Source organism: Gluconobacter sp. ESL1110, from assembly GCF_058107395.1.
Window position 1 is genome coordinate 514135 of record NZ_JBYLUK010000007.1, and the last position, 17727, is coordinate 531861.

General features: G+C 52.5%; 18 protein-coding genes and 1 tRNA gene. 9 read left to right on the forward strand and 10 right to left on the reverse strand.

Features of this window, described 5'->3' with window-relative positions:
* Positions 1-29 precede the first annotated feature (29 nt).
* Entirely contained in the window at positions 30-1517 is a 1488-nt protein-coding gene (locus AC3B6F_RS06445; RefSeq protein ID WP_010502920.1) for a sugar porter family MFS transporter, read from the reverse strand.
* A gap of 125 nt (positions 1518-1642) precedes the next feature.
* Between AC3B6F_RS06445 and AC3B6F_RS06450 the strand changes: the two genes are divergently transcribed.
* Positions 1643-1777: a hypothetical protein gene (locus AC3B6F_RS06450; protein WP_489823743.1), complete on the forward strand. Its 135-nt coding sequence runs from the start codon at positions 1643-1645 to the stop codon at positions 1775-1777.
* Here the strand turns inward: AC3B6F_RS06450 and AC3B6F_RS06455 are convergent.
* From AC3B6F_RS06455 to AC3B6F_RS06470, 4 genes are read right to left on the reverse strand one after another with little or no spacing between them, the layout of a single operon-like run.
* Complete coding sequence (locus AC3B6F_RS06455; protein ID WP_489823744.1) at positions 1774-2565, reverse strand: metal ABC transporter permease; 792 nt, start codon at positions 2563-2565, stop codon at positions 1774-1776. The two genes, AC3B6F_RS06450 and AC3B6F_RS06455, sit on opposite strands and share 4 nt — an antisense overlap.
* Positions 2558-3217, reverse strand: a complete 660-nt coding sequence (locus tag AC3B6F_RS06460) for an ATP-binding cassette domain-containing protein (protein WP_489823745.1) — start codon at positions 3215-3217, stop codon at positions 2558-2560. The genes AC3B6F_RS06455 and AC3B6F_RS06460 overlap by 8 nt, the downstream gene beginning before the upstream one ends.
* Positions 3201-4055 carry a metal ABC transporter solute-binding protein, Zn/Mn family gene (locus AC3B6F_RS06465; RefSeq protein ID WP_489823746.1) on the reverse strand — a complete coding sequence of 285 codons (855 nt, stop codon included), beginning with the start codon at positions 4053-4055 and terminating at the stop codon, positions 3201-3203. The genes AC3B6F_RS06460 and AC3B6F_RS06465 overlap by 17 nt, the downstream gene beginning before the upstream one ends.
* Positions 4056-4112: 57 nt before the next feature.
* Complete coding sequence (locus tag AC3B6F_RS06470; protein WP_489823998.1) at positions 4113-4529, reverse strand: lytic transglycosylase domain-containing protein; 417 nt, start codon at positions 4527-4529, stop codon at positions 4113-4115.
* A 97-nt stretch (positions 4530-4626) separates the two neighbouring features.
* Here AC3B6F_RS06470 and AC3B6F_RS06475 point away from each other — a divergent pair, with 97 nt between their 5' ends.
* Positions 4627-5112 carry an aminoacyl-tRNA deacylase gene (locus AC3B6F_RS06475; RefSeq protein ID WP_489823747.1) on the forward strand — a complete coding sequence of 162 codons (486 nt, stop codon included), beginning with the start codon at positions 4627-4629 and terminating at the stop codon, positions 5110-5112.
* A gap of 65 nt (positions 5113-5177) precedes the next feature.
* Here the strand turns inward: AC3B6F_RS06475 and AC3B6F_RS06480 are convergent.
* Together AC3B6F_RS06480 and AC3B6F_RS06485 are read right to left on the reverse strand one after the other, a co-directional pair.
* Positions 5178-5253 (reverse strand) — tRNA-Ala (locus AC3B6F_RS06480).
* Between the two features lie 89 nt (positions 5254-5342).
* Positions 5343-5954: a Maf family protein gene (locus AC3B6F_RS06485; protein ID WP_489823748.1), complete on the reverse strand. Its 612-nt coding sequence runs from the start codon at positions 5952-5954 to the stop codon at positions 5343-5345.
* A 354-nt stretch (positions 5955-6308) separates the two neighbouring features.
* Between AC3B6F_RS06485 and hemE the strand changes: the two genes are divergently transcribed.
* From hemE to galE, 5 genes are all read left to right on the forward strand, one after another.
* Positions 6309-7358 (forward strand): uroporphyrinogen decarboxylase, encoded by a 1050-nt coding sequence (hemE, locus tag AC3B6F_RS06490; RefSeq protein WP_489823749.1) that lies wholly within the window; start codon positions 6309-6311, stop codon positions 7356-7358.
* Positions 7355-8059, forward strand: coding sequence for an HAD family hydrolase (locus tag AC3B6F_RS06495; protein WP_489823750.1), 705 nt, complete (start codon positions 7355-7357; stop codon positions 8057-8059). The genes hemE and AC3B6F_RS06495 overlap by 4 nt, the downstream gene beginning before the upstream one ends.
* The gene (gene hemJ, locus AC3B6F_RS06500) at positions 8056-8502 is read left to right on the forward strand and encodes a protoporphyrinogen oxidase HemJ (RefSeq protein ID WP_489823751.1); all 447 of its coding nucleotides are present in this window, start codon (positions 8056-8058) and stop codon (positions 8500-8502) included. Before AC3B6F_RS06495 ends, hemJ begins: the two co-directional genes overlap by 4 nt.
* A gap of 155 nt (positions 8503-8657) precedes the next feature.
* Complete coding sequence (locus tag AC3B6F_RS06505) at positions 8658-10178, forward strand: glycosyltransferase family 2 protein (protein ID WP_489823752.1); 1521 nt, start codon at positions 8658-8660, stop codon at positions 10176-10178.
* A gap of 251 nt (positions 10179-10429) precedes the next feature.
* Positions 10430-11416, forward strand: coding sequence for a UDP-glucose 4-epimerase GalE (gene galE, locus AC3B6F_RS06510; protein WP_489823753.1), 987 nt, complete (start codon positions 10430-10432; stop codon positions 11414-11416).
* Positions 11417-11432: 16 nt separating this feature from the next.
* On the opposite strand, the gene AC3B6F_RS06515 is transcribed toward galE, so the two are convergent.
* Positions 11433-12404, reverse strand: coding sequence for an SDR family oxidoreductase (locus AC3B6F_RS06515; protein ID WP_489823754.1), 972 nt, complete (start codon positions 12402-12404; stop codon positions 11433-11435).
* On the reverse strand, positions 12401-13006 hold the full coding sequence (locus AC3B6F_RS06520; RefSeq protein WP_211568279.1) for a DedA family protein: 606 nt from the start codon (positions 13004-13006) through the stop codon (positions 12401-12403). The genes AC3B6F_RS06515 and AC3B6F_RS06520 overlap by 4 nt, the downstream gene beginning before the upstream one ends.
* 150 nt (positions 13007-13156) lie before the next feature.
* Between AC3B6F_RS06520 and AC3B6F_RS06525 the strand changes: the two genes are divergently transcribed.
* On the forward strand, positions 13157-15058 hold the full coding sequence (locus AC3B6F_RS06525; protein ID WP_489823755.1) for a S9 family peptidase: 1902 nt from the start codon (positions 13157-13159) through the stop codon (positions 15056-15058).
* A gap of 118 nt (positions 15059-15176) precedes the next feature.
* On the forward strand, positions 15177-16223 hold the full coding sequence (locus tag AC3B6F_RS06530; protein WP_489823756.1) for an aldo/keto reductase: 1047 nt from the start codon (positions 15177-15179) through the stop codon (positions 16221-16223).
* A gap of 38 nt (positions 16224-16261) precedes the next feature.
* Here AC3B6F_RS06530 and AC3B6F_RS06535 read toward each other — a convergent pair whose 3' ends face one another.
* Entirely contained in the window at positions 16262-17557 is a 1296-nt protein-coding gene (locus AC3B6F_RS06535) for an MATE family efflux transporter (RefSeq protein WP_489823757.1), read from the reverse strand.
* Between the last annotated feature and the right edge of the window lie 170 nt (positions 17558-17727).

Consider the following 17727-nt stretch of genomic DNA (forward strand, 5'->3'; position numbering starts at 1 on the left):
GGTTCCTCCTGAAGAAAGGAGGAACCGTATCATGCTGCGGACCGAGCGTCCTCTTCATCTTCTTCAGGCACAATACGCTTGTTTTCCCGTGTCGGACGGAAACGGTTTTCCAGTAGGGCATCTTCGATGTCTTCAAGGGATGCACCAGAAGTTTCCGGCACAAAGAAGAACACAAAGATTACAGAGGCCAAGTTGACCAGGGCGTAGAACCACATCGTCCATGTCAGGCCAATTCCTTCGGCCATTGTCAGTGCCGTACTAGTCACAAGCAGATCTGCCCCCCACAGCGTCGCTGCGTGCAGGGATGTTGCCTGCCCACGCATGGAAAGCGGGAACATTTCCGCCCCAAGAAGCCAACCGCAAACCTGAATGCCACCAGAGTTGAACATCATGAACAGCAGAAGGAAAGCAACGATCAGATAAGATCCAACGCTCCCCGGAGCCGGATGGCTCATGAACATGATGCCCAGACCAACCAGCGACAGGGCAGCCCCTGGGCCCATAATCAGCATGAGACGACGGCGCCCGATCCTGTCCACAAACAGACAGCCCAGGAAAGTCATTATGCAGTAGACAATTGCCACGCCAAGGGACGCCCATAGGGCGGAGGACGCACCAAACCCAGCATCGTTCAGGAAGGTTGGAGCATAGTAGATCATCATCTCCAGGCCGCCACACTGGGTAAAGAAAGCGACGCCAAGAGCAGCAACCAGCGCCGGGCGCACCCAAGGCTGGAAGAGGCCACGCCAGCCGCGGTTCTTAGGATCAATGTCCGTTGCGTTCTCGCGGATCGCTTCCACTTCTTTGCGGACTGCGCGCTTAGTCGTCCGAATACGACTGAGATGGAGAATGGCGTTCTTCATGCCCTCATTTTCGGCCGACCAGCGAGGGCTTTTGGGCATAAAGAACATGGACACGAAGACGATGGCGGCAGGAATGGCGGCAATACCCACCATTGGGCGCCATCCCCAATTTGTCCGCTGGGTCAGACCAATGATGTTAGCAAGCAGAATGCCCAAACCGATGGCAACATTGAACATCGTTACCAGACTACCGCGCCGCTCCTGAGGTGCGAGTTCCGAAATATACATCGGAACCACCTGTGTAGAGCCACCAACAGCAAGGCCAAGCACGAAACGGGCCGCAATCAGGCTCCAGACATCAGGAGAGAATGCGCAGGCTGTCGCACCAAGAACAAACACCCCGCTGACAATGCAGGTTGTTGTCCGACGACCAAATTTCTCGGAAAGGGAACCAGCTCCGAAAGCACCAAAGACTGCCCCCAGAAGAATAGCGGAGGCCACGCTTTCCTTCATGGTGGAATTCAGATGGAAGTCTTCACCGATAAGAGGGAGAGTGCCAGAAATGATTCCCGTATCGTAGCCGTAAAGACCACCGCAAATTGCGGCGACCATGGCAGCCAGCATCAGGATCAGTTTCGCATTCGGTGAGACCTCGATTTTGGAGAGGTCTATCTGTTCACGAACAGGTCGAGATGTTTTCGTATCATTTGACATAGCGATATTAACATAGAGCAATCTGTCAGGTTTTTCGCGCTCGCACTATTTTTTCGTAAAAAACCACATTTTCCGCATAGTGTGGTCTTAAAGTGGCTATAAGCAGAAACGTGTGGAGGTTTACAATGCCGACTCAGACTCTGGATACGACGCGTGATGTGCCCGTCATTACATTAAAGGCGCTCATTATTCTTCATATTTGCCTGATTGCCTTTATCGGGTTGATCCATTTTCGTCTTGTGACAATGACAGCCCATTAACGTCTGACCAGACAGGCCATTCCATAACAGGCGGCGGCGCCAAGACCGATCCAGAACGGAACGGGTATGTCTGTCATCCATGACAGAGCGAGTCCTCCCCAAGAGAGAAACAAAGCCAGAGCCACGGCGCTTACCAAGCCTGCAATAGGTCCAAGACCTAGCCTCAGCGCTGTTGCCGCCGGGCCAACCATCAGGCTGAAAGCCAAAAGTGCGCCAGAAACCTCCGCACAGGCAGAACACGCTAGAGCCGCGATTGCCATAAAACCGAGGGATGTAAGGCGAACAGGAACTCCACGGGCCTGAGCAACATCCGGCATCAGACTTGCAAACAGAAGCGGTCGGCCAAGAAAAACCAGTCCCGACAAACACAATACCGCAACGCCCGTTAGAGCCAGCAACGTGGGCATATCAATGCCAAGAACATCTCCAAACAGAAGCGTTGTTGCCATGCTGGAAGCGCCGTTCGCTTCGTGCAGAAACCATGTGCCCAGACCAAGACTGGCAGCAAGAACGAGGCCAATCATGCTGTCCCGGTGGGGCGATAGAACAACGCCTTTTGCTTCACTCCCCATCGCAAGACCGGCGAGCAGACTGAAAGCAATCATGCCATAAAGAGGTGAAACGCCCAGCCAGACCGCCCCAGCTGCTCCACTGAAGCCAATGTGAGACAGAGCGTGGGCTGCAAAAGCCTGACGCCTCAGAATCAGAAACCATCCCACGGTTCCGGCCAATACAGAAACAATCGTGCATCCCAGAAACGCATGTCGCATGAATTCAAACTCAAACATGCAGACTGCCATTTTCCAGCTTCAGAATACGCGACACTTTCCCATCCAGAGCTTCCGTCTCATGAGACGTCATGAGAATGGAAATTCCGAGCTCCCGTGTCAGAACATCCAGAAGAGATACAATCTGATGCTGCGCTTCATGATCCAATGCCGCCAGAGGTTCATCCAGAAGCAGTGTCTTCGGGTTGTCTGTCAGAGCCTGTGCAAGACCGACCCGCTGGCGCTCTCCCCCCGACAGAAGGCCCAGCGGCCGCCGCGCAAAAGACCCCGCTCCCGTCAGATTCAGCAAGCGCTCAGCATTCTCACGCCGGGCACAAGACGGCAAGGGGATACCCCAGTGCGCCCCTTTCATCGCTGCCATAACATGACTGATCGCCGGAATCATCAAAGCAGCATCATTCAAACCCTGAGGCATGTAGCCAATCTGTTTGCGTGCCATTTCAGGTGGCTTCCCCTTGAGGAGAAGGACGCCACTCTGCAGGCGAACAAGGCCCAGACATGCTTTTAGAAAAGTCGATTTCCCCGATCCATTCCGACCTGCCAGAAGCGTCACGCCTGTTAGAGGAATTGTCAGCGTGACGTGGTCCAGAATGGTTTTGGGACCTGCACAGAGTGTGACTCTATCAAGGAAAAGGTTATCTGGATGCGCCATCAAGGGCCTTCTGAACGGACTCAATAATTGAAGACACCCACTCCTGCCATGACAGTCCTGGAGGCAGTGTTTCCCCAATCAAGGCAATCGGCATACCACGCGCTCGGGCCTTCTCCACCATTCGGTCAATTTGAGGCGACCTTACAGCAGGATTCACAATCAGCAGCTTGACGGCCTTCTCATCCAACGCAGTCTCAAGCACGGCAACATCCTGAGGCGTAGCTTCAGCGTGATGCATGACAGCCAGCGCAAAACCTGTATCTACGATATGTAACCCCATACTCTGGATCAGGTCAGCTCCGACAGGCTCCATCGCAGCAATAGCTGTTCCCTCGTAGTTTTTGCGCAACTGGTCACTATGCACTTCCAGATCATCAATCTGTTTCAGAAAAACATTCAGACGTCGCTGAACGGCCTCATGATCCAGTCCTTGCTGAATAAGAGCACGCGCCATGGCCTTCGCAACCTTGCGAACAGCCCCAGGATTGAGGAACAGATGCGGATTATCGCCCACGTTCCAGCCCGCTTCCTGCGCCGCAATGATGCGAGGAGCAGAAGACGAGACGAACGGAAGGGCCCAGTCATCGTATGTTGCGCCATTCAGGATAACCAGAGCGGCGCGTGCTGTCTGGCGAGCCATTGACGGAGTTGGTGTCAATTCGTGAGGGTCAATGCCAGGTGTCGAAATCAAAGCCTGAGTAGTAATTTCCGGCCCACCAATCTGGGCCGCAATATTACACCAGACAGATTCAACACAGACCACAGGCATGGTTGCGGCAGAAGCAACAGATGCAGTCAGCAGCGAACCGACCAGACACAGGGTTCGGAAACGATGCATGAGTTTCCCCGACGGAGCCAGAAGGACGGACGTTATAAGATAACATCTTCCTTCTGGCTATCCTCGGGAAGGCTGTCTGACATAAAGTTCGGTGGCGGCAGCAATAACCTTGCGCTGATACACCATGTTCAGAGGAAGGGTTCGGGAGTGATAATCCCCGATTGCGCGCAGCAGATTACCATGCTCGTTATCCAGAGCTGTTCTCAAAATCATGGCCGCTGCTGCGACATTAAAACACGGTTCGAGAGCCAGCTTTGCTGCAACCTGTGCTGGCGTCTGATGTGTCATGGAAGCAATGGGCAGGATCCATCGTGAATTGATCTGCATGAGGCCAATATCGACAGATCCATCTGTATTCTGGCTGACTTTCCCCATCACACCGCCTTCAACCCGCTGGATAGCGGGCAGCACACGAGGCGGAAGACGGTAATGCATGGCAGATGCCAGCATGCAGGCCAGAATAGCAGCAGCCATAACATCCTGTTCTTTCTTTTGCAGAAGTCGCGACCCTAGCATCCCCTCACCCGAGGTGTCATCCTTCAAGAAAATGTCAAAGAACGAGACTTTACTGATGAGTGAACAGGACACTTCAGCCACATTAACCCTGGATGCTCTGGGGATTACCTATCAACGCCGCATCTATGATTACGACCCGTCTGCCGGAAAGCTGGGGGTGGCTGCTGCCACTGCGCTGGGCTTGGCACCTGATCATGTGCTGAAAACCCTGATGGTGCAGATCGACGGGCGCCCCGCCTGCGTTGTTCTTCCCGCAGATCGGGAACTGGATTTTGCGCGCGTAGCGACGGCTTTTGGTGGAAGAAAGGCCAAGATGCTTTCGCGTCCGGATGCCGAGCAGAGAACAGGTTACAGGATCGGAGGTGTCAGTCCGTTCGGTCAGCGCAGCGTCGTACCAACAGCTTTCGAGCAAAGCGCCATGGACGGACCGCCCGTTGTTATAAACGGTGGAGATCGTGGCCTCCTCCTGAAACTAGCTCCTCAGGATGCGTTACTGGCAACAGGGGGCATGATTGCTGATCTGGTCAAGCCACCCGGCTGACCTATGCCCAGCCGTAATCATACTATGGCTGACTGCATAATTTTTGTGGAAAATCCTAGGGAAACTGGTGGAGCCAATCGGGATCGAACCGACGACCTCTTGAATGCCATTCAAGCGCTCTCCCAACTGAGCTATGGCCCCACTGTTTCATATACGGCCTCGTTGGGGCGAAGCCGTGTGTGGGCGGTATATAAGGATGCTTTTCCGCTGACAAGCCAAAAAAGCACTTTTTAAGTCAGAAGTACATTCTGCGTTCTTAGAGCCTGCAAAAGAGGGAGACGCTGCAACCCGAGAACAGCATCATGGTCTCCTATAATGCGTGAAAACAACTGAACGCCCGGTCCTTCAAGCCTGTAAGCCCCGACACAGCCCAGAAGGGCCTCCCCTTCCCGTTTGAGATAGGTTTCCAGAAAAGTATCGGAGAACTCTCGCATGGTTAGTTCTGGAACAGCCAGATTCTCCCAAATTTTCTGATTACCTTGATAAAGCACCACAGCCGTCTGGAGGCGATGTGTCCGGCCTCTCAGTGTCCTTAAATGGTGTTTCGCCTCTTCCAGTGTCTTGGGCTTGGCAAATACTGTCCCATCCAGATCAAGGATCTGGTCTGCCGCAATGATCAGATCTGTCTCCGCCCCTGCTTCTGCAGCTTTCAATGCCTTCGCTTCTGCCAGAGTCATTGCGGTCTGACCAAGAGACTTGCCTTCTGCTTCACAGGTCGCTCGCAAATCTTCTTCATCCACGTCCACGGGCCGAAGATGAAGTGTCAGACCGCTTTCTTCCAGAAGTACTCGTCGAGCCAAAGATCCGCTCGCGAGAATCAATGAAGTACTTAGTGTGGTCATAAGATGCGACTCCAAACTATCGACGGCATGTGTCTGTGCGAGTACTGCGTATGACCCGGTGAAAAGATTGTGTCAGTACTGGGGTACATGGGGACAGTACTCGGAGTCCCCGAATGAGGTACCGAGTACCGTGGATTGTTGGGTACACCTCTCGAAACTGGGGGTTGTACACAGAGGGTCTGTGAGTAAAACGGGATAGAATCCTGAGCCCCTTGCATCGCTGCGGTTTTCGGAGTTGTACACAGTGTGAGTAAGACGGGGTACATTTTCAGAAAGCCGGGTACCCCAGTTTCCACAGGGATCATCTTATCCTCCAGGATTTCTTTCTTTTTTCTTTCATGGTTAGTGAGCGGCATGAATTCGGAAAACGCACCCCTCTCCCCCTCATCCAAACCGCTTCTCAGAGCGCTCAAGGGTGAAGCTGTCTGGCCCCCGCCAATCTGGCTCATGCGTCAGGCTGGCCGTTACCTTCCCGAATTTCGGGCCATGCGGGACAAGGCTGATTTTCTAACCCGCTGCATGACACCAGACATGGCCGAAGAACTGACGCTTCAACCCATTCGCCGTTATGGCATGGACGGAGCCATCTTGTTTTCAGATATTCTGATCCTGCCTTGGGCCATGGGCCAGTCGCTCGAATTCATTGATGGTCGTGGCCCGGTTCTGGGTGCGGTCCGATCTGCTGCAGATCTGGAAAGGCTGGACCCGAAACGTGTAATGGAAGCCACAGCTCCTGTGCGGGAAACTCTTTCCCGTCTGAGCAAATCTCTTCCCGACGTTACGACTTTGCTAGGGTTTGCAGGCAGTCCTTTCACTGTGGCGTGCTACATGGTTGAGGGCGGTGGATCACGCGATTTTGCAGCAACCCGACAGATGATGCAGACCGAACCGGCACTTTTCGACCGCTTGATCGAAACTCTCACGGTCAGTACTGCAGAGATGCTGTGTGGTCAGATTGAAGCGGGTGCAGAAGCCGTCATGCTGTTTGATTCCTGGGCTGGCATTCTGCCGCCTGCAGCATTCCGGCGCTACGTTATCGAACCGACTCGTCAGATTGTGCGTCATATCCGGGAGATCCATCCCGGGACGCCGATTATCGGTTTCCCGCGTCTGGGGGGAATCATGGTGCGGGACTATGCAGCGCAGACTGGCGTGAACACACTGGCCCTGGATACAGTGGCAGACCCTGCCCAGATCGCAGAGCTGGTACCGGACATTACCCTACAGGGTAATCTGGATCCTATGGCGCTTTTTTCTGGCGGAGAAGCTATGATACGGGAAGCTAAGGCCATTCGGGATTCCCTGAAAGGTCGACCTCACGTGTTCAACCTTGGACACGGTGTCATGCAGCATACGCCACCTGAAAATGTTGGTGCTCTTGTTGACGCAGTGAGGGCGGTATGACGACGGCTCTTGACGGAGAAGGCCAGTTAAAACTGGTGATCTTTGACTGCGACGGCGTGCTCGTGGACAGCGAGCGGGCGTCTTGTCAAGCAACGGCAGAATTTGCTCGTTCCCTTGGTCTGGATATTTCGGATGAGGTCGCTCATGACCGTTTTGCGGGCAAAGCCCTGCCCCAGATTGTAGAAGAACTGGAAGGCGAATTAGGCCGTATTCTTCCAAAAAATACGGCATTCAAAATGCGTGATAATCTTGTACGCATTATGAAAAAAATGGCTGAACCTGTAGATGGGGCGCCTGAAATGATGCAGGGAATACGGTCTTTGGGAATGCCGTTTCGTGTGGGTTCAAATTCTTCTGTCGCAGAGATGGAAGTCAAGTTTGAGCGTGCTGGAATGGGACATTTTTTCCCGGAAAACCGCGTACATTCAGCGAATGACATGAATGCGCCGAAACCGTCTCCGGAAGTTTATCTGTACGCGGCAAGGAGCGAAGGTGTTCTGCCAGAAAACTGTGTTGTGATTGAAGACAGCGATACAGGCGCAGAAGCTGCTCGCCAGGCTGGAATGAGCTGTGTATTACTTCGTTCAGAAGATCTGCCGCTCCCTTCGTTCTGGCCTGCACCAGGTTTTGTGAAAATTACCCACCTGTCTCAGTTGGTACCACTGCTTCGTGATGTGCTTGAAAGCCAGAAACAGGCATGACAGATTTCCTTGCCACGCACCTGAACTGGTTTCTCTCCCTGCATATCATGGCGTTTACGGCGTGGATGGCAGGAACATTCTACCTGCCTCGGTTGTTTGTGTACCATACACAAACAGTTCCGGGTACCTCTGAAAGTGAGCGTTTCAAGATTATGGAACGCAAGTTACTTCGGCAGATCATGACACCGGCGATGATCGTCACAGTTGTTGTTGGTGGCCTTATGGCCTCAGTTCCGGGTTTGGTAGACTGGCACAGCGTTTGGTGGTGGACGAAACTGGTTTGCGTGGTTGCTTTAATGGGATTTCATGGCGCATGCAGTCGATGGAGAAAATTATTTCTTCAAGATCAGAATAACCATTCAGAAAAGTATTATAGAACAGCGAATGAGATCCCAACTATTCTTATGGTTATTATTGTTATCATGATTGTTGTCAGGCCATGATTGAATGGATGTTTTTCTTTCAGAAAAAAGATAGAGAAACTCTGCTTTTGAAGCCTCATTTTGGTTAATGCGACCGGAGTGATATGGTTTTTCTCACTTAGGTGTTAACGTAAACAGACTTACCGTGTTGGTCATTTTGAAGTGGATCTAGGCAGATGACGGCTTTTCCAACCGTAGCAATAGCGCTCTTTGTCAAAAATGAGTTTTCTGACATTGCGGGATGGATTGCCTGGCATAGAGCACTTGGCGTCAAAACGTTTTTCATTTTTGATGATCATTCTTCCGATGGAACCTGGGATATCATCCAGTCTGCTGCGGCTGTCTGCGACGTAAGAGCCATGCGGACAGATCCTATTGAGGAGCCTGATTTTTATCAAAGGCAGCGCAAAAGTTTCATGGCTGCGGCCGAGATGGCCAAAGGTCATTACGACTGGATAGGGTTTCTCGATGGCGATGAATATGTCTACCTGAAGCATCAAGATAGCTTGCCTGAATTCTTTTCAAAATTTGATCATGCTGATGCGGTTGCTCTGTCATGGCGTATTCAAGGAAGTTCTGACCGCGTCGTAAGACCTAAAATTACAACAGTTGAAGCGTTTGTTCAGCACTCTACGTCAGAACTTGGCGATAATCGCCTGATCAAGAGCTTTGTACGTCCCGAAAAACTGGGTGATCATTACCATAACCCTCATTGGTATGACATTCCGGTAGATCGTTACGTCAGGCCTGACGGTCGTTTGGTCAATGGACAGGATGCAAATCAGGACATCGACTGGAATGATGCCTTTGTCATGCATTATATCTGCCGCAGCATGGAACACTACATCCAGCGGATTAAAAGACGTCTGAACGCGGATGTTGGTGATTCCACGGTGTACTGGGATCATTTTAATCGCAATGAACTGGCGGATCACGAGCCATTGCGTTTCATCCCTCAAACTCACCGTATTTTGCGAGATATTTACCGTGTCATGCTTGACCGTGCCATCTCAACACTACGAGATACCTGGTACAAGGTTGAGGGTGAAAACATGTTTGCACCTCGTGGAGATGGAAGGGCGACTGTCTTTCAGGTGAAGTCGGCTTTTGACACCAGCCTCTACCTGCTTCCGAATGAAAATCGAATCATGCATACGACTGCCGATATTGCTGAACAGAGCCATCTGGTTCCAGTATATGCAGCGGTTCATAATGATACGCCAAATGTTTTGACGTTCTTCTATGAAGAAGATGGGCAACCAGGAACCCATCGTCTTATGCACATGCAGCGAGATGACCGTCTTGCAAGCGAACTGGTTTATAATCTCCGCCCTGTCGGAGAAAATAAATACGCTGCCTATAATCCCGTCACCGGCTTGCATCTGGTCTTTATACCTAATCCTAACGGAGATCTGCCGCAGGGTATCGAACAGGTCGCGGCAGAACGCCGTGAAGTCAGTGAATGGGAGAAATTTAGCCTTCTTCCTGCGGAGAAGATTTCCTACGCTGCCAATCGTGCTCCGCTTCCTTTTGTTCCTGGCAAAGAGACGACGTCTCACGATATTCTTGTATGGCTTGTAAGTGCGGCAGTTGCCCCAACCGCAGAAGAGTTTCTTCGGGTTCTCGCCTCTGTTCCCATTTCTGTCAGAGAAGAGATTTCATATCGTGTGCCAGGATTGCTTTGGACGTTCATTTGAATATCGGGATAGGACTAAATTAGTATAATCTAGTCCTATTATAAGAAATATTGTGGATAATTGTGCTGAATATACTATCATATAAAAATACAGGATTATTTTTTGGAGTTTTTCTCATTCCTATTTAAAATTAAAAGGTTTGAGTGGAGAGAAGAAATAGGTCCGGGCTGGGATGTGGAGTGGACAAGAAAGCTCGAGGGTGGCGAATATATTAACTGAATTCAGGGAACAGGAAGAGGGTAGCTTCACTTATGCGTTATCTTGTTACCGGTGGTGCGGGATTTGTTGGCAGTCATGTCGTTCTGGCACTTCTCGATGCCGGGCACGAGGTTGTTGTCCTTGATAATCTTAGCACTGGGCACCGGGAAGCCGTTCCAGAGAATGTCTTGTTTCATCAGATTGATTTAATAGATTATGAAGCTACCCATTCGGTAGTTGCGCAGGGCAAGTGGGACGGTGTTTTACATTTTGCAGCTCTTTCCCTGGTAGGAGAAAGCATAAGGACACCGTTTTATTATCTTCGTCAGAATTATTTAACAGCACTGAATCTGATTCAGGCATGTGCTGAGACGGGCGTCAAAAAACTCGTTTTCTCATCTACAGCAGCTTTATTTGGTGGGCCGGAACGCTCGGAGCCGATCTCGGAAGTTGCTCTGATCGCTCCTGGGTCTCCCTATGGAGAAAGCAAATTTCTGATTGAGCGTGTTCTGCACTGGGCTGATTCTATTTATGGTTTACGAAGTGCTAGCCTTCGTTACTTCAATGCTGCCGGAGCAGATGCAGAAGGTCGAGCAGGCGAAGATCATCGTCCTGAGACGCATCTTATTCCTCTGACAATCGATGCTTCTCTTGGACGTCGTCCTTCCCTTCAGCTGTTTGGAACAGACTACCCCACCCCAGACGGGTCCTGCGTGCGGGATTATGTTCATGTAACGGATCTGGCAGACGCTCATATCCGTGCCCTTGAGCAAATTGAAACCCGAAGCGTTGCTTACAATATCGGCAATGGCCGCGGGTATTCCAACCTTGAAATCATTCAGAGCGTTGAACGGGTCAGTGGTAGAAAAGTCCCTTGGGAAGCTGCTCCACGCAGACAGGGCGATCCTGCAATTTTAGTTGCTGATTCAACGACACTTCAGAAAGAGACCGGGTGGAAGCCGAAATTTGGAACGCTGGACCAGATCGTTGAGACTGCCTTCCGGTGGCGTGAAGCCCATCCGAATGGTTACGGAGACTGAACACCAGAATATGGTCTCACAGGAGACCATATTTGACACCTGTCATTTCTTCGGACACTGACCAGAGCCGTGCAGCCAGGTGATGATCCTTAGCCAGCTCTGGCCAGATTGCCTCTCCTGGCACACCTGTGCGTTCAGCTTTTCCCTGCGGACCATAATATTCCCCATCCCGCGCTTCTGGAGACGCCAGAGCATAAAGGAGCGGCCAGGCTCCCTCCTCTACCGTCTGTCCTAGAGCGTGAAATACTGGTCCCGCGAAACTGCGGGCAATGCGACGTCCCCAACGGCTGATTGGGTTGCCTGCTGTATCCAGTGCACCATTATTGGCAACGATATTGCTGGCGGCCCAGCCCGGATGGGCTGCCCGTGAGTGAATAGGCCATGGAGCCTTATGAGCCCGGCGGTTCAGTTCAGCAGCGAAGAGAAGGTTGGATAATTTGCTTTGTCTGTAGCGCGCCATGGGGCTGTATTGGTGGCGTGCGTTCAGATCCCCAAATGGTAGTTCTCCCTTGAGGGCGGCGAGGGAGGCTACGGTCATGACAGTAGCATTGCCAGCAGCCAACAGGGGCAATAACCGGCCTGTTAAAGCGAAATGACCAAGATGGTTTGTGCCAAATTGCAGTTCGAACCCGTCTTTTGTTGTCAGTCGGGATGCGGGGGCCATAATACCTGCATTGTTGGCCAGCAGGTGGATCGGTTGACCCCTGTCTCGTAAAGCTGTTGTGAATTTGGCGACCGAAGCAAGGGAAGCAAGGTCCAGAACTTCGAAGCGTCCCTGAACGCTGGGCACTCGCTCATACAAACGGTTCAGAGCAGCACGACCTTTCTCAAGGTTGCGTCCACTCAGAATAATGAAGGCTCCCCGTTGTGCCAGACCACAGGCCACTTCAAATCCAAGCCCCCCTGTTGAGCCGGTAATGAGAGCGGTCCGGCCATCCAGACGTTCCAGTGTGTCGAGGGACCAGGCCGCGTGAGGGGAGCGTGTCATCCGTGGTTTCCTTTGTCTTTCGCATTCGAATGTGAATGCTTTTCCTCTTCTTCAGCCTGCTTCATGGCTTCATCCGTCAGGCGTTTTTCGTTCTTTTTGAGAAAGAGAAACGCTCCAATCAGGCAGCAGACTCCGATGGCCGCGAGGCCGATGCCAACCGGTCCGGTGATCTTTTCAATCTGCTTTCCCAACTCGTAAGTGATGAAGGCATAGCCGCCAGCCCAGAACAGTCCACCCAAGGCATTGAAAAAGAGAAACGAATGCCAGGGCATTCGGTTTGCTCCGGCCAGAAGGGCAACGAAAACCCTTAGGATCGCAACGAAACGTCCGAGGAAAACAACAATGCCGCCATGCTTGCGGAAAAGATATCGTCCCAGCATGAGACGCTCTTCCGTCAGTCCGACTTTTTTGCCGTGCTTTTTCAGGATGCTGTAGCCAAAATGGTGACCCAGCAGATATCCGAAATTATCCCCCATGATGGCACCAGTGACCGCAGCCAATGCGATCCACTCGATATGAAGGTGGTGCGTGCTGCCAGCATACAGGGAGGCTGCGATGATGATGCTCTCTGCGGGAAGCGGCAAACCCATGCTTTCCAGCATGACCGTCACGCCAATGACGCCATAACCATATTGCTGGAGCAGATGATCGAGAAATTGCGTGAGGTGAAACAGTGTCGTGATCCCGTAGAGAAGATGGCGGAAGACAAAGCCGCCGGTTACGATACTAGGACATCAGACACAGGATGAAAAATGACTGAGCTTTGCCACTCCTTCACTGCTGGAAACTGGCCTTCCTGGGTCGGTCCGGATCTTGTTGCCGGACGGACGCTCTCTTTCACTGAACTGAAAACTGCGGGGGACTGGATTTTCTGGCTGGAGACGCGGCCTGAAGAACAGGGACGATCGGTCATTGTGGGTCGCAGACCTGATGGCACTCTGGTGGACCTGACGCCTTCTGAGCGGAGTGTTGGCACCCGTGTTCATGAATATGGCGGTGGTGCGTGGGATGTTCGGCTGAACGACGGCAAACCCGAAGTGGTCTTTAGTGATCGGAAAACTGGTGGCCTTTGGGTCAGTAATGGAGCGGGCTGTTTGCGGGTGCTTGATGGGCAATGCGTGCCAGAACGACGTTATGCCGATCTGACATGGGATCGGGGGGAAAACGGCGTTTTCTGTGTTCGGGAGACGCATGGCATCGGAATACCAGTCGCCACGCTCGTCTATGTTGATCTGACGGGAACGGAGAGGGCGCTTGCAGAAGGAGCAGACTTCTATGCTGCACCGCGTCCCTCTCCTGACGGTGCTTTTCTGGCATGGTTTTCATGGCAGAATCCGGAAATGCCCTGGACGGTGACAACGCTAAATGTGGCGTCTCTGGATCGAAGCAGTTTGACGTTAGGCCCGACGACGGATCTGAGTGGAGACGAGAAATGCAGCATTATCGAACCAAGATGGGCGGAGGATGGAACACTTTATGCAACATCCGATGCCTATGGACGCTGGTCGCCTCTCCGGTTTATTCGTGATGGGGACAGTTGGACGGGCTATTTTCTTCCTCCGGTAGATGCAGAAATCGGTCTTCCACATTGGGTCTTTGGCCAGAGAACGCTTTTGCCGCTCGCACATGGAGAGCTCCTGGCACTGGGGATTCGTCAGGGCCGGAATTGTGTTCTGCATTTCTCAGAAGGCCAGTGGCACGATGTTTCGATGGAATCTCCGGTTAATGTCCCGGAGCCACTGACGAATGGTGATTTCGCCTGGATCAATGCTGCGGAAGATGCCGCTCCCGCTCTTGCCGTTGGCGATATGAGCGGTGCTTGTGAATATTTTCGTTCAAGCATTTCTTTTCCCGACGGCGTGACGCAGAACGATCTCTCCAAACCTGAGCCACTTTCCTTCCCGACGTCAGACGGTAAGGAAGCTCACGCTCTTTTCTATCCACCGGCGAGTAGTTCGTTCAGTCTTGCGGAAGGCGAAAAACCTCCGTTGATCGTAATGGCTCATGGCGGCCCGACAGGGCGGGCCAATCCGGCTTTTGCTTTTAAGGTTCAATGGTGGACATCGCGCGGTTTTGCGGTTCTTGATGTGAATTACCGAGGCTCAACAGGGTTCGGGCGTCAATATCGGCAGGCTCTGGATTTGCAATGGGGCATTGCGGACGTGGAAGACTGTCTGGCTGGTGTGCGGGCGGTGATTGAGCGTAAGCTGGTGGATCCCGACAGATGTGTCATCCGGGGCAGTAGTGCTGGTGGCCTGACTGTTCTGGCTGCGCTGGCTCATTCAGACCTGTTCGCTGCCGGGGCGTCGCTTTACGGCGTGACGGATCTTCGGGCGCTGGCTGAAGAAACGCATAAGTTTGAAGCTCGGTATCTGGATGGTCTGATTGGGCGCTATCCAGAAGACGAGGCTGTGTACCTCGAACGTTCTCCCATAACGCATGCTGCCAAAATCAATGTTCCAGTCCTGTTCCTGCATGGAGGGGCAGATAAGGTCGTGCCTCTGTCACAGGCTGAGGCAATGAGTACAAAACTCGAACAGTCAGAATTGCATGTTTATCCAGAGGAAGGGCATGGGTTTCGAGACCGAAATGCTGTTGAAGACGCTTTGGTAAGAGAGCTGAATTTTTACCAAAAGGTTTTCGAACAGAAATAGCACGATCAGATGAAGAGCTCTTGTTACGGTAATCAAGAATTTCTCAAGAGTGAGTCACTGGTCTGGCTGTGCTAAACATCACACTTCATCCTTCTGTATATTTTTATCAGGCTCCTACATGAAACAGCGTGAACTTGGACGCACTGGCATTAAAGTCAGTGAAATCTGCCTTGGGACGATGACCTTTGGACAGCAGAACACTGAAGCTGAAGGTCATGCCCAACTCGATATGGCGCTTGAGAGCGGTATCAATTTTATCGATACCGCCGAACTGTATTCTATTCCGCCGCGCGCCGAGACCTATGGTGCGACTGAAACCATTGTTGGAAGCTGGCTGAAAGCGCGCGGGGGACGAGACAAAATTGTTCTTGCCAGTAAGATTGTCGGGCGCAGCTCTTCGCCTTGGTTCCGGCCTGGTGGGGAAGAAGCGCGGCTAACGCCGACACAAATCCGTTATGCCATTGAAGGCTCTTTGCGTCGGCTGGGAACAGACTATCTGGATCTTTACCAGCTTCACTGGCCTGACCGGAAAGTAGGCCTGTTCGGGGAAGGCGGGACGACATTCCGTGACCTGCCAGATGCTGATGAAGTGCCTGTTGAGGAGACCCTTGGTGCTCTGGCAGATCTGGTTGCAGAGGGTAAAATCCGGCACGTTGGGCTGTCCAATGAGACGGCTTGGGGTGTGTCGCAGTTTCTAGCAGCTTCGAAAACCGGGCTTCCGCGGGTTGCGTCCATTCAGAATGCCTACAATCTGATCAATCGCACCTTCGAGATCGGTCTTGCAGAAATGTGCCTGCGGGAAAATGTGGGACTTCTAGCTTACTCTCCACTGGCTCAGGGGTATCTGACCGGGAAATACCTCAACGGGGCTCGGCCGGCTGGAGCACGCACGACGCTGTTCAATCGTGGCCAGCGCTACGAGAAGCCTGGGGTGGATGTCGCAATCGAGGCCTACCATGCACTGGCGCAGGCAGAAGGACTGGATCCTGTCCAGCTAGCCGTTGCTTTTGTAACATCACGTCCGTTTGTGACGTCCAATATTATTGGTGCGACCAGTACAGAGCAGTTGAAGACCATTCTTGGTTCTGTTGATCTTGAGATCACGCTGGAGCTTGAGGCGAAGATCAATGAGATCCATCAGGTGCACTCCAACCCGGCGCCCTGAGAAACGTATGGATGCGGAGGCCTGAGCGCTTCCGCATCTCAATGCGTCTGATGATGCCCCAGGCGTCCAATAACGTGGAAGGCGGTCAAAACAGCCAGCGTTCCAAAAATCACGACGCCCAGAGATTGTCCTATCAGAATGCCTATAGGGCCATAGCCTGAACCCAGCCATACGAAAGGGATGGTGCCAAGGGTTGCCCGTCCCCAGTTGAAGCCTGTCGAGTAAAAGGGATGGCCAAGATTATTGAAGGCTGTATTCGCAACGAAGAGCAGCCCAACGAACATATAGCTGAGCACCAACCAACAACAGAACAACCGAACAATTTCCGCGCCAATGCCCTGCACGTTGAACATATGCAGGATGATATTGTGCCCGGCGGCAAGAACGAACCAGGTCGTTCCGACGCACAGGGCGGTGAGTTTAAGGGCTGCCATTAGGGCTTCCCGGACGCGGTCAAATTGTCTTGCGCCAAGGTTTTGTGCCATGATTGGCCCCACAGATCCTGTCAGTGCAAAGACAAGGGCGAAGGCAACAGGAACAATTCTGTCGATGGTGGCCTGACCGGAGACGGCATTCAGGCCGAACTGCGCCATCGCATGAGTAACGAACAAGGCCCCCGTAGGAGTGGCGAGATTGGTCGCGATCGCTGGAACAGCAATTCCACCAATCTTTCGGAGAGCCGGGGCAAAAGCGTCACGCTTTGGCCACTCAAGCATGGCGTGCCCCCGAAGATTCAGGAAACCGCTGGCCGTAATGGCGCACCGGGACAGGATGGTGCTGATCGCTGCGCCTTCCAGGCCAAGATGAAGAACAAAGATCATCAATGGGTCAAGAATGGCGGAAACCAGTGCCCCGGTGAGGGTAATGCGCATTGAACGCTTCGCATCGCCAACCGCGCGAAGAAGTGCGGAAAGTGCCATCCCCAGACAGACCAGAGGCAAAGCCGGGGAGACAACATGAAGAAATGTGGCGGCGCTTTGAAGAGCAGTTCCCCGCGCGCCCAGAAGCTGAAGAAGCGGCGTTGCAAAAATCGCCGTCAGAAGACCGAGAACAGCTGCAATGGCGACCATGACGGCAATAAAGGCTGAAGCCAGTCGCCGGGCTTCAGCGTGCTGTCGGGCACCAATTAGACGCCCGATGCAGGCCCCTAGACCAATGGTCATGCCAATTGAGACCGAGATTTGCACGTAACTCAGGGATGTCGCAAAGGCGATGGCTGCCGTCAGGGCAGGGTCGTGCAGATGGGAAATGTAGAAATAATTGAGAAGATCGACCGCAAAAACAGCCATCAGACCGATAGCGCCTGTCCCAGCCATCGTGATGACGTGGCGCATGATGCTGCCCTGCACAAATCTTGCAGGTTTTACGGGAGAATCGTCAGGGATTCTGGGCTTCGAAGAGTCATCGGATGGTACTGGCATGTCTTCATATATTGCCTTGTTCCAGCCCAAAGAGCCAGTAGGTCATCATGCTTTGTTTGGTGGAACTCTCGAAGAGTATCAGC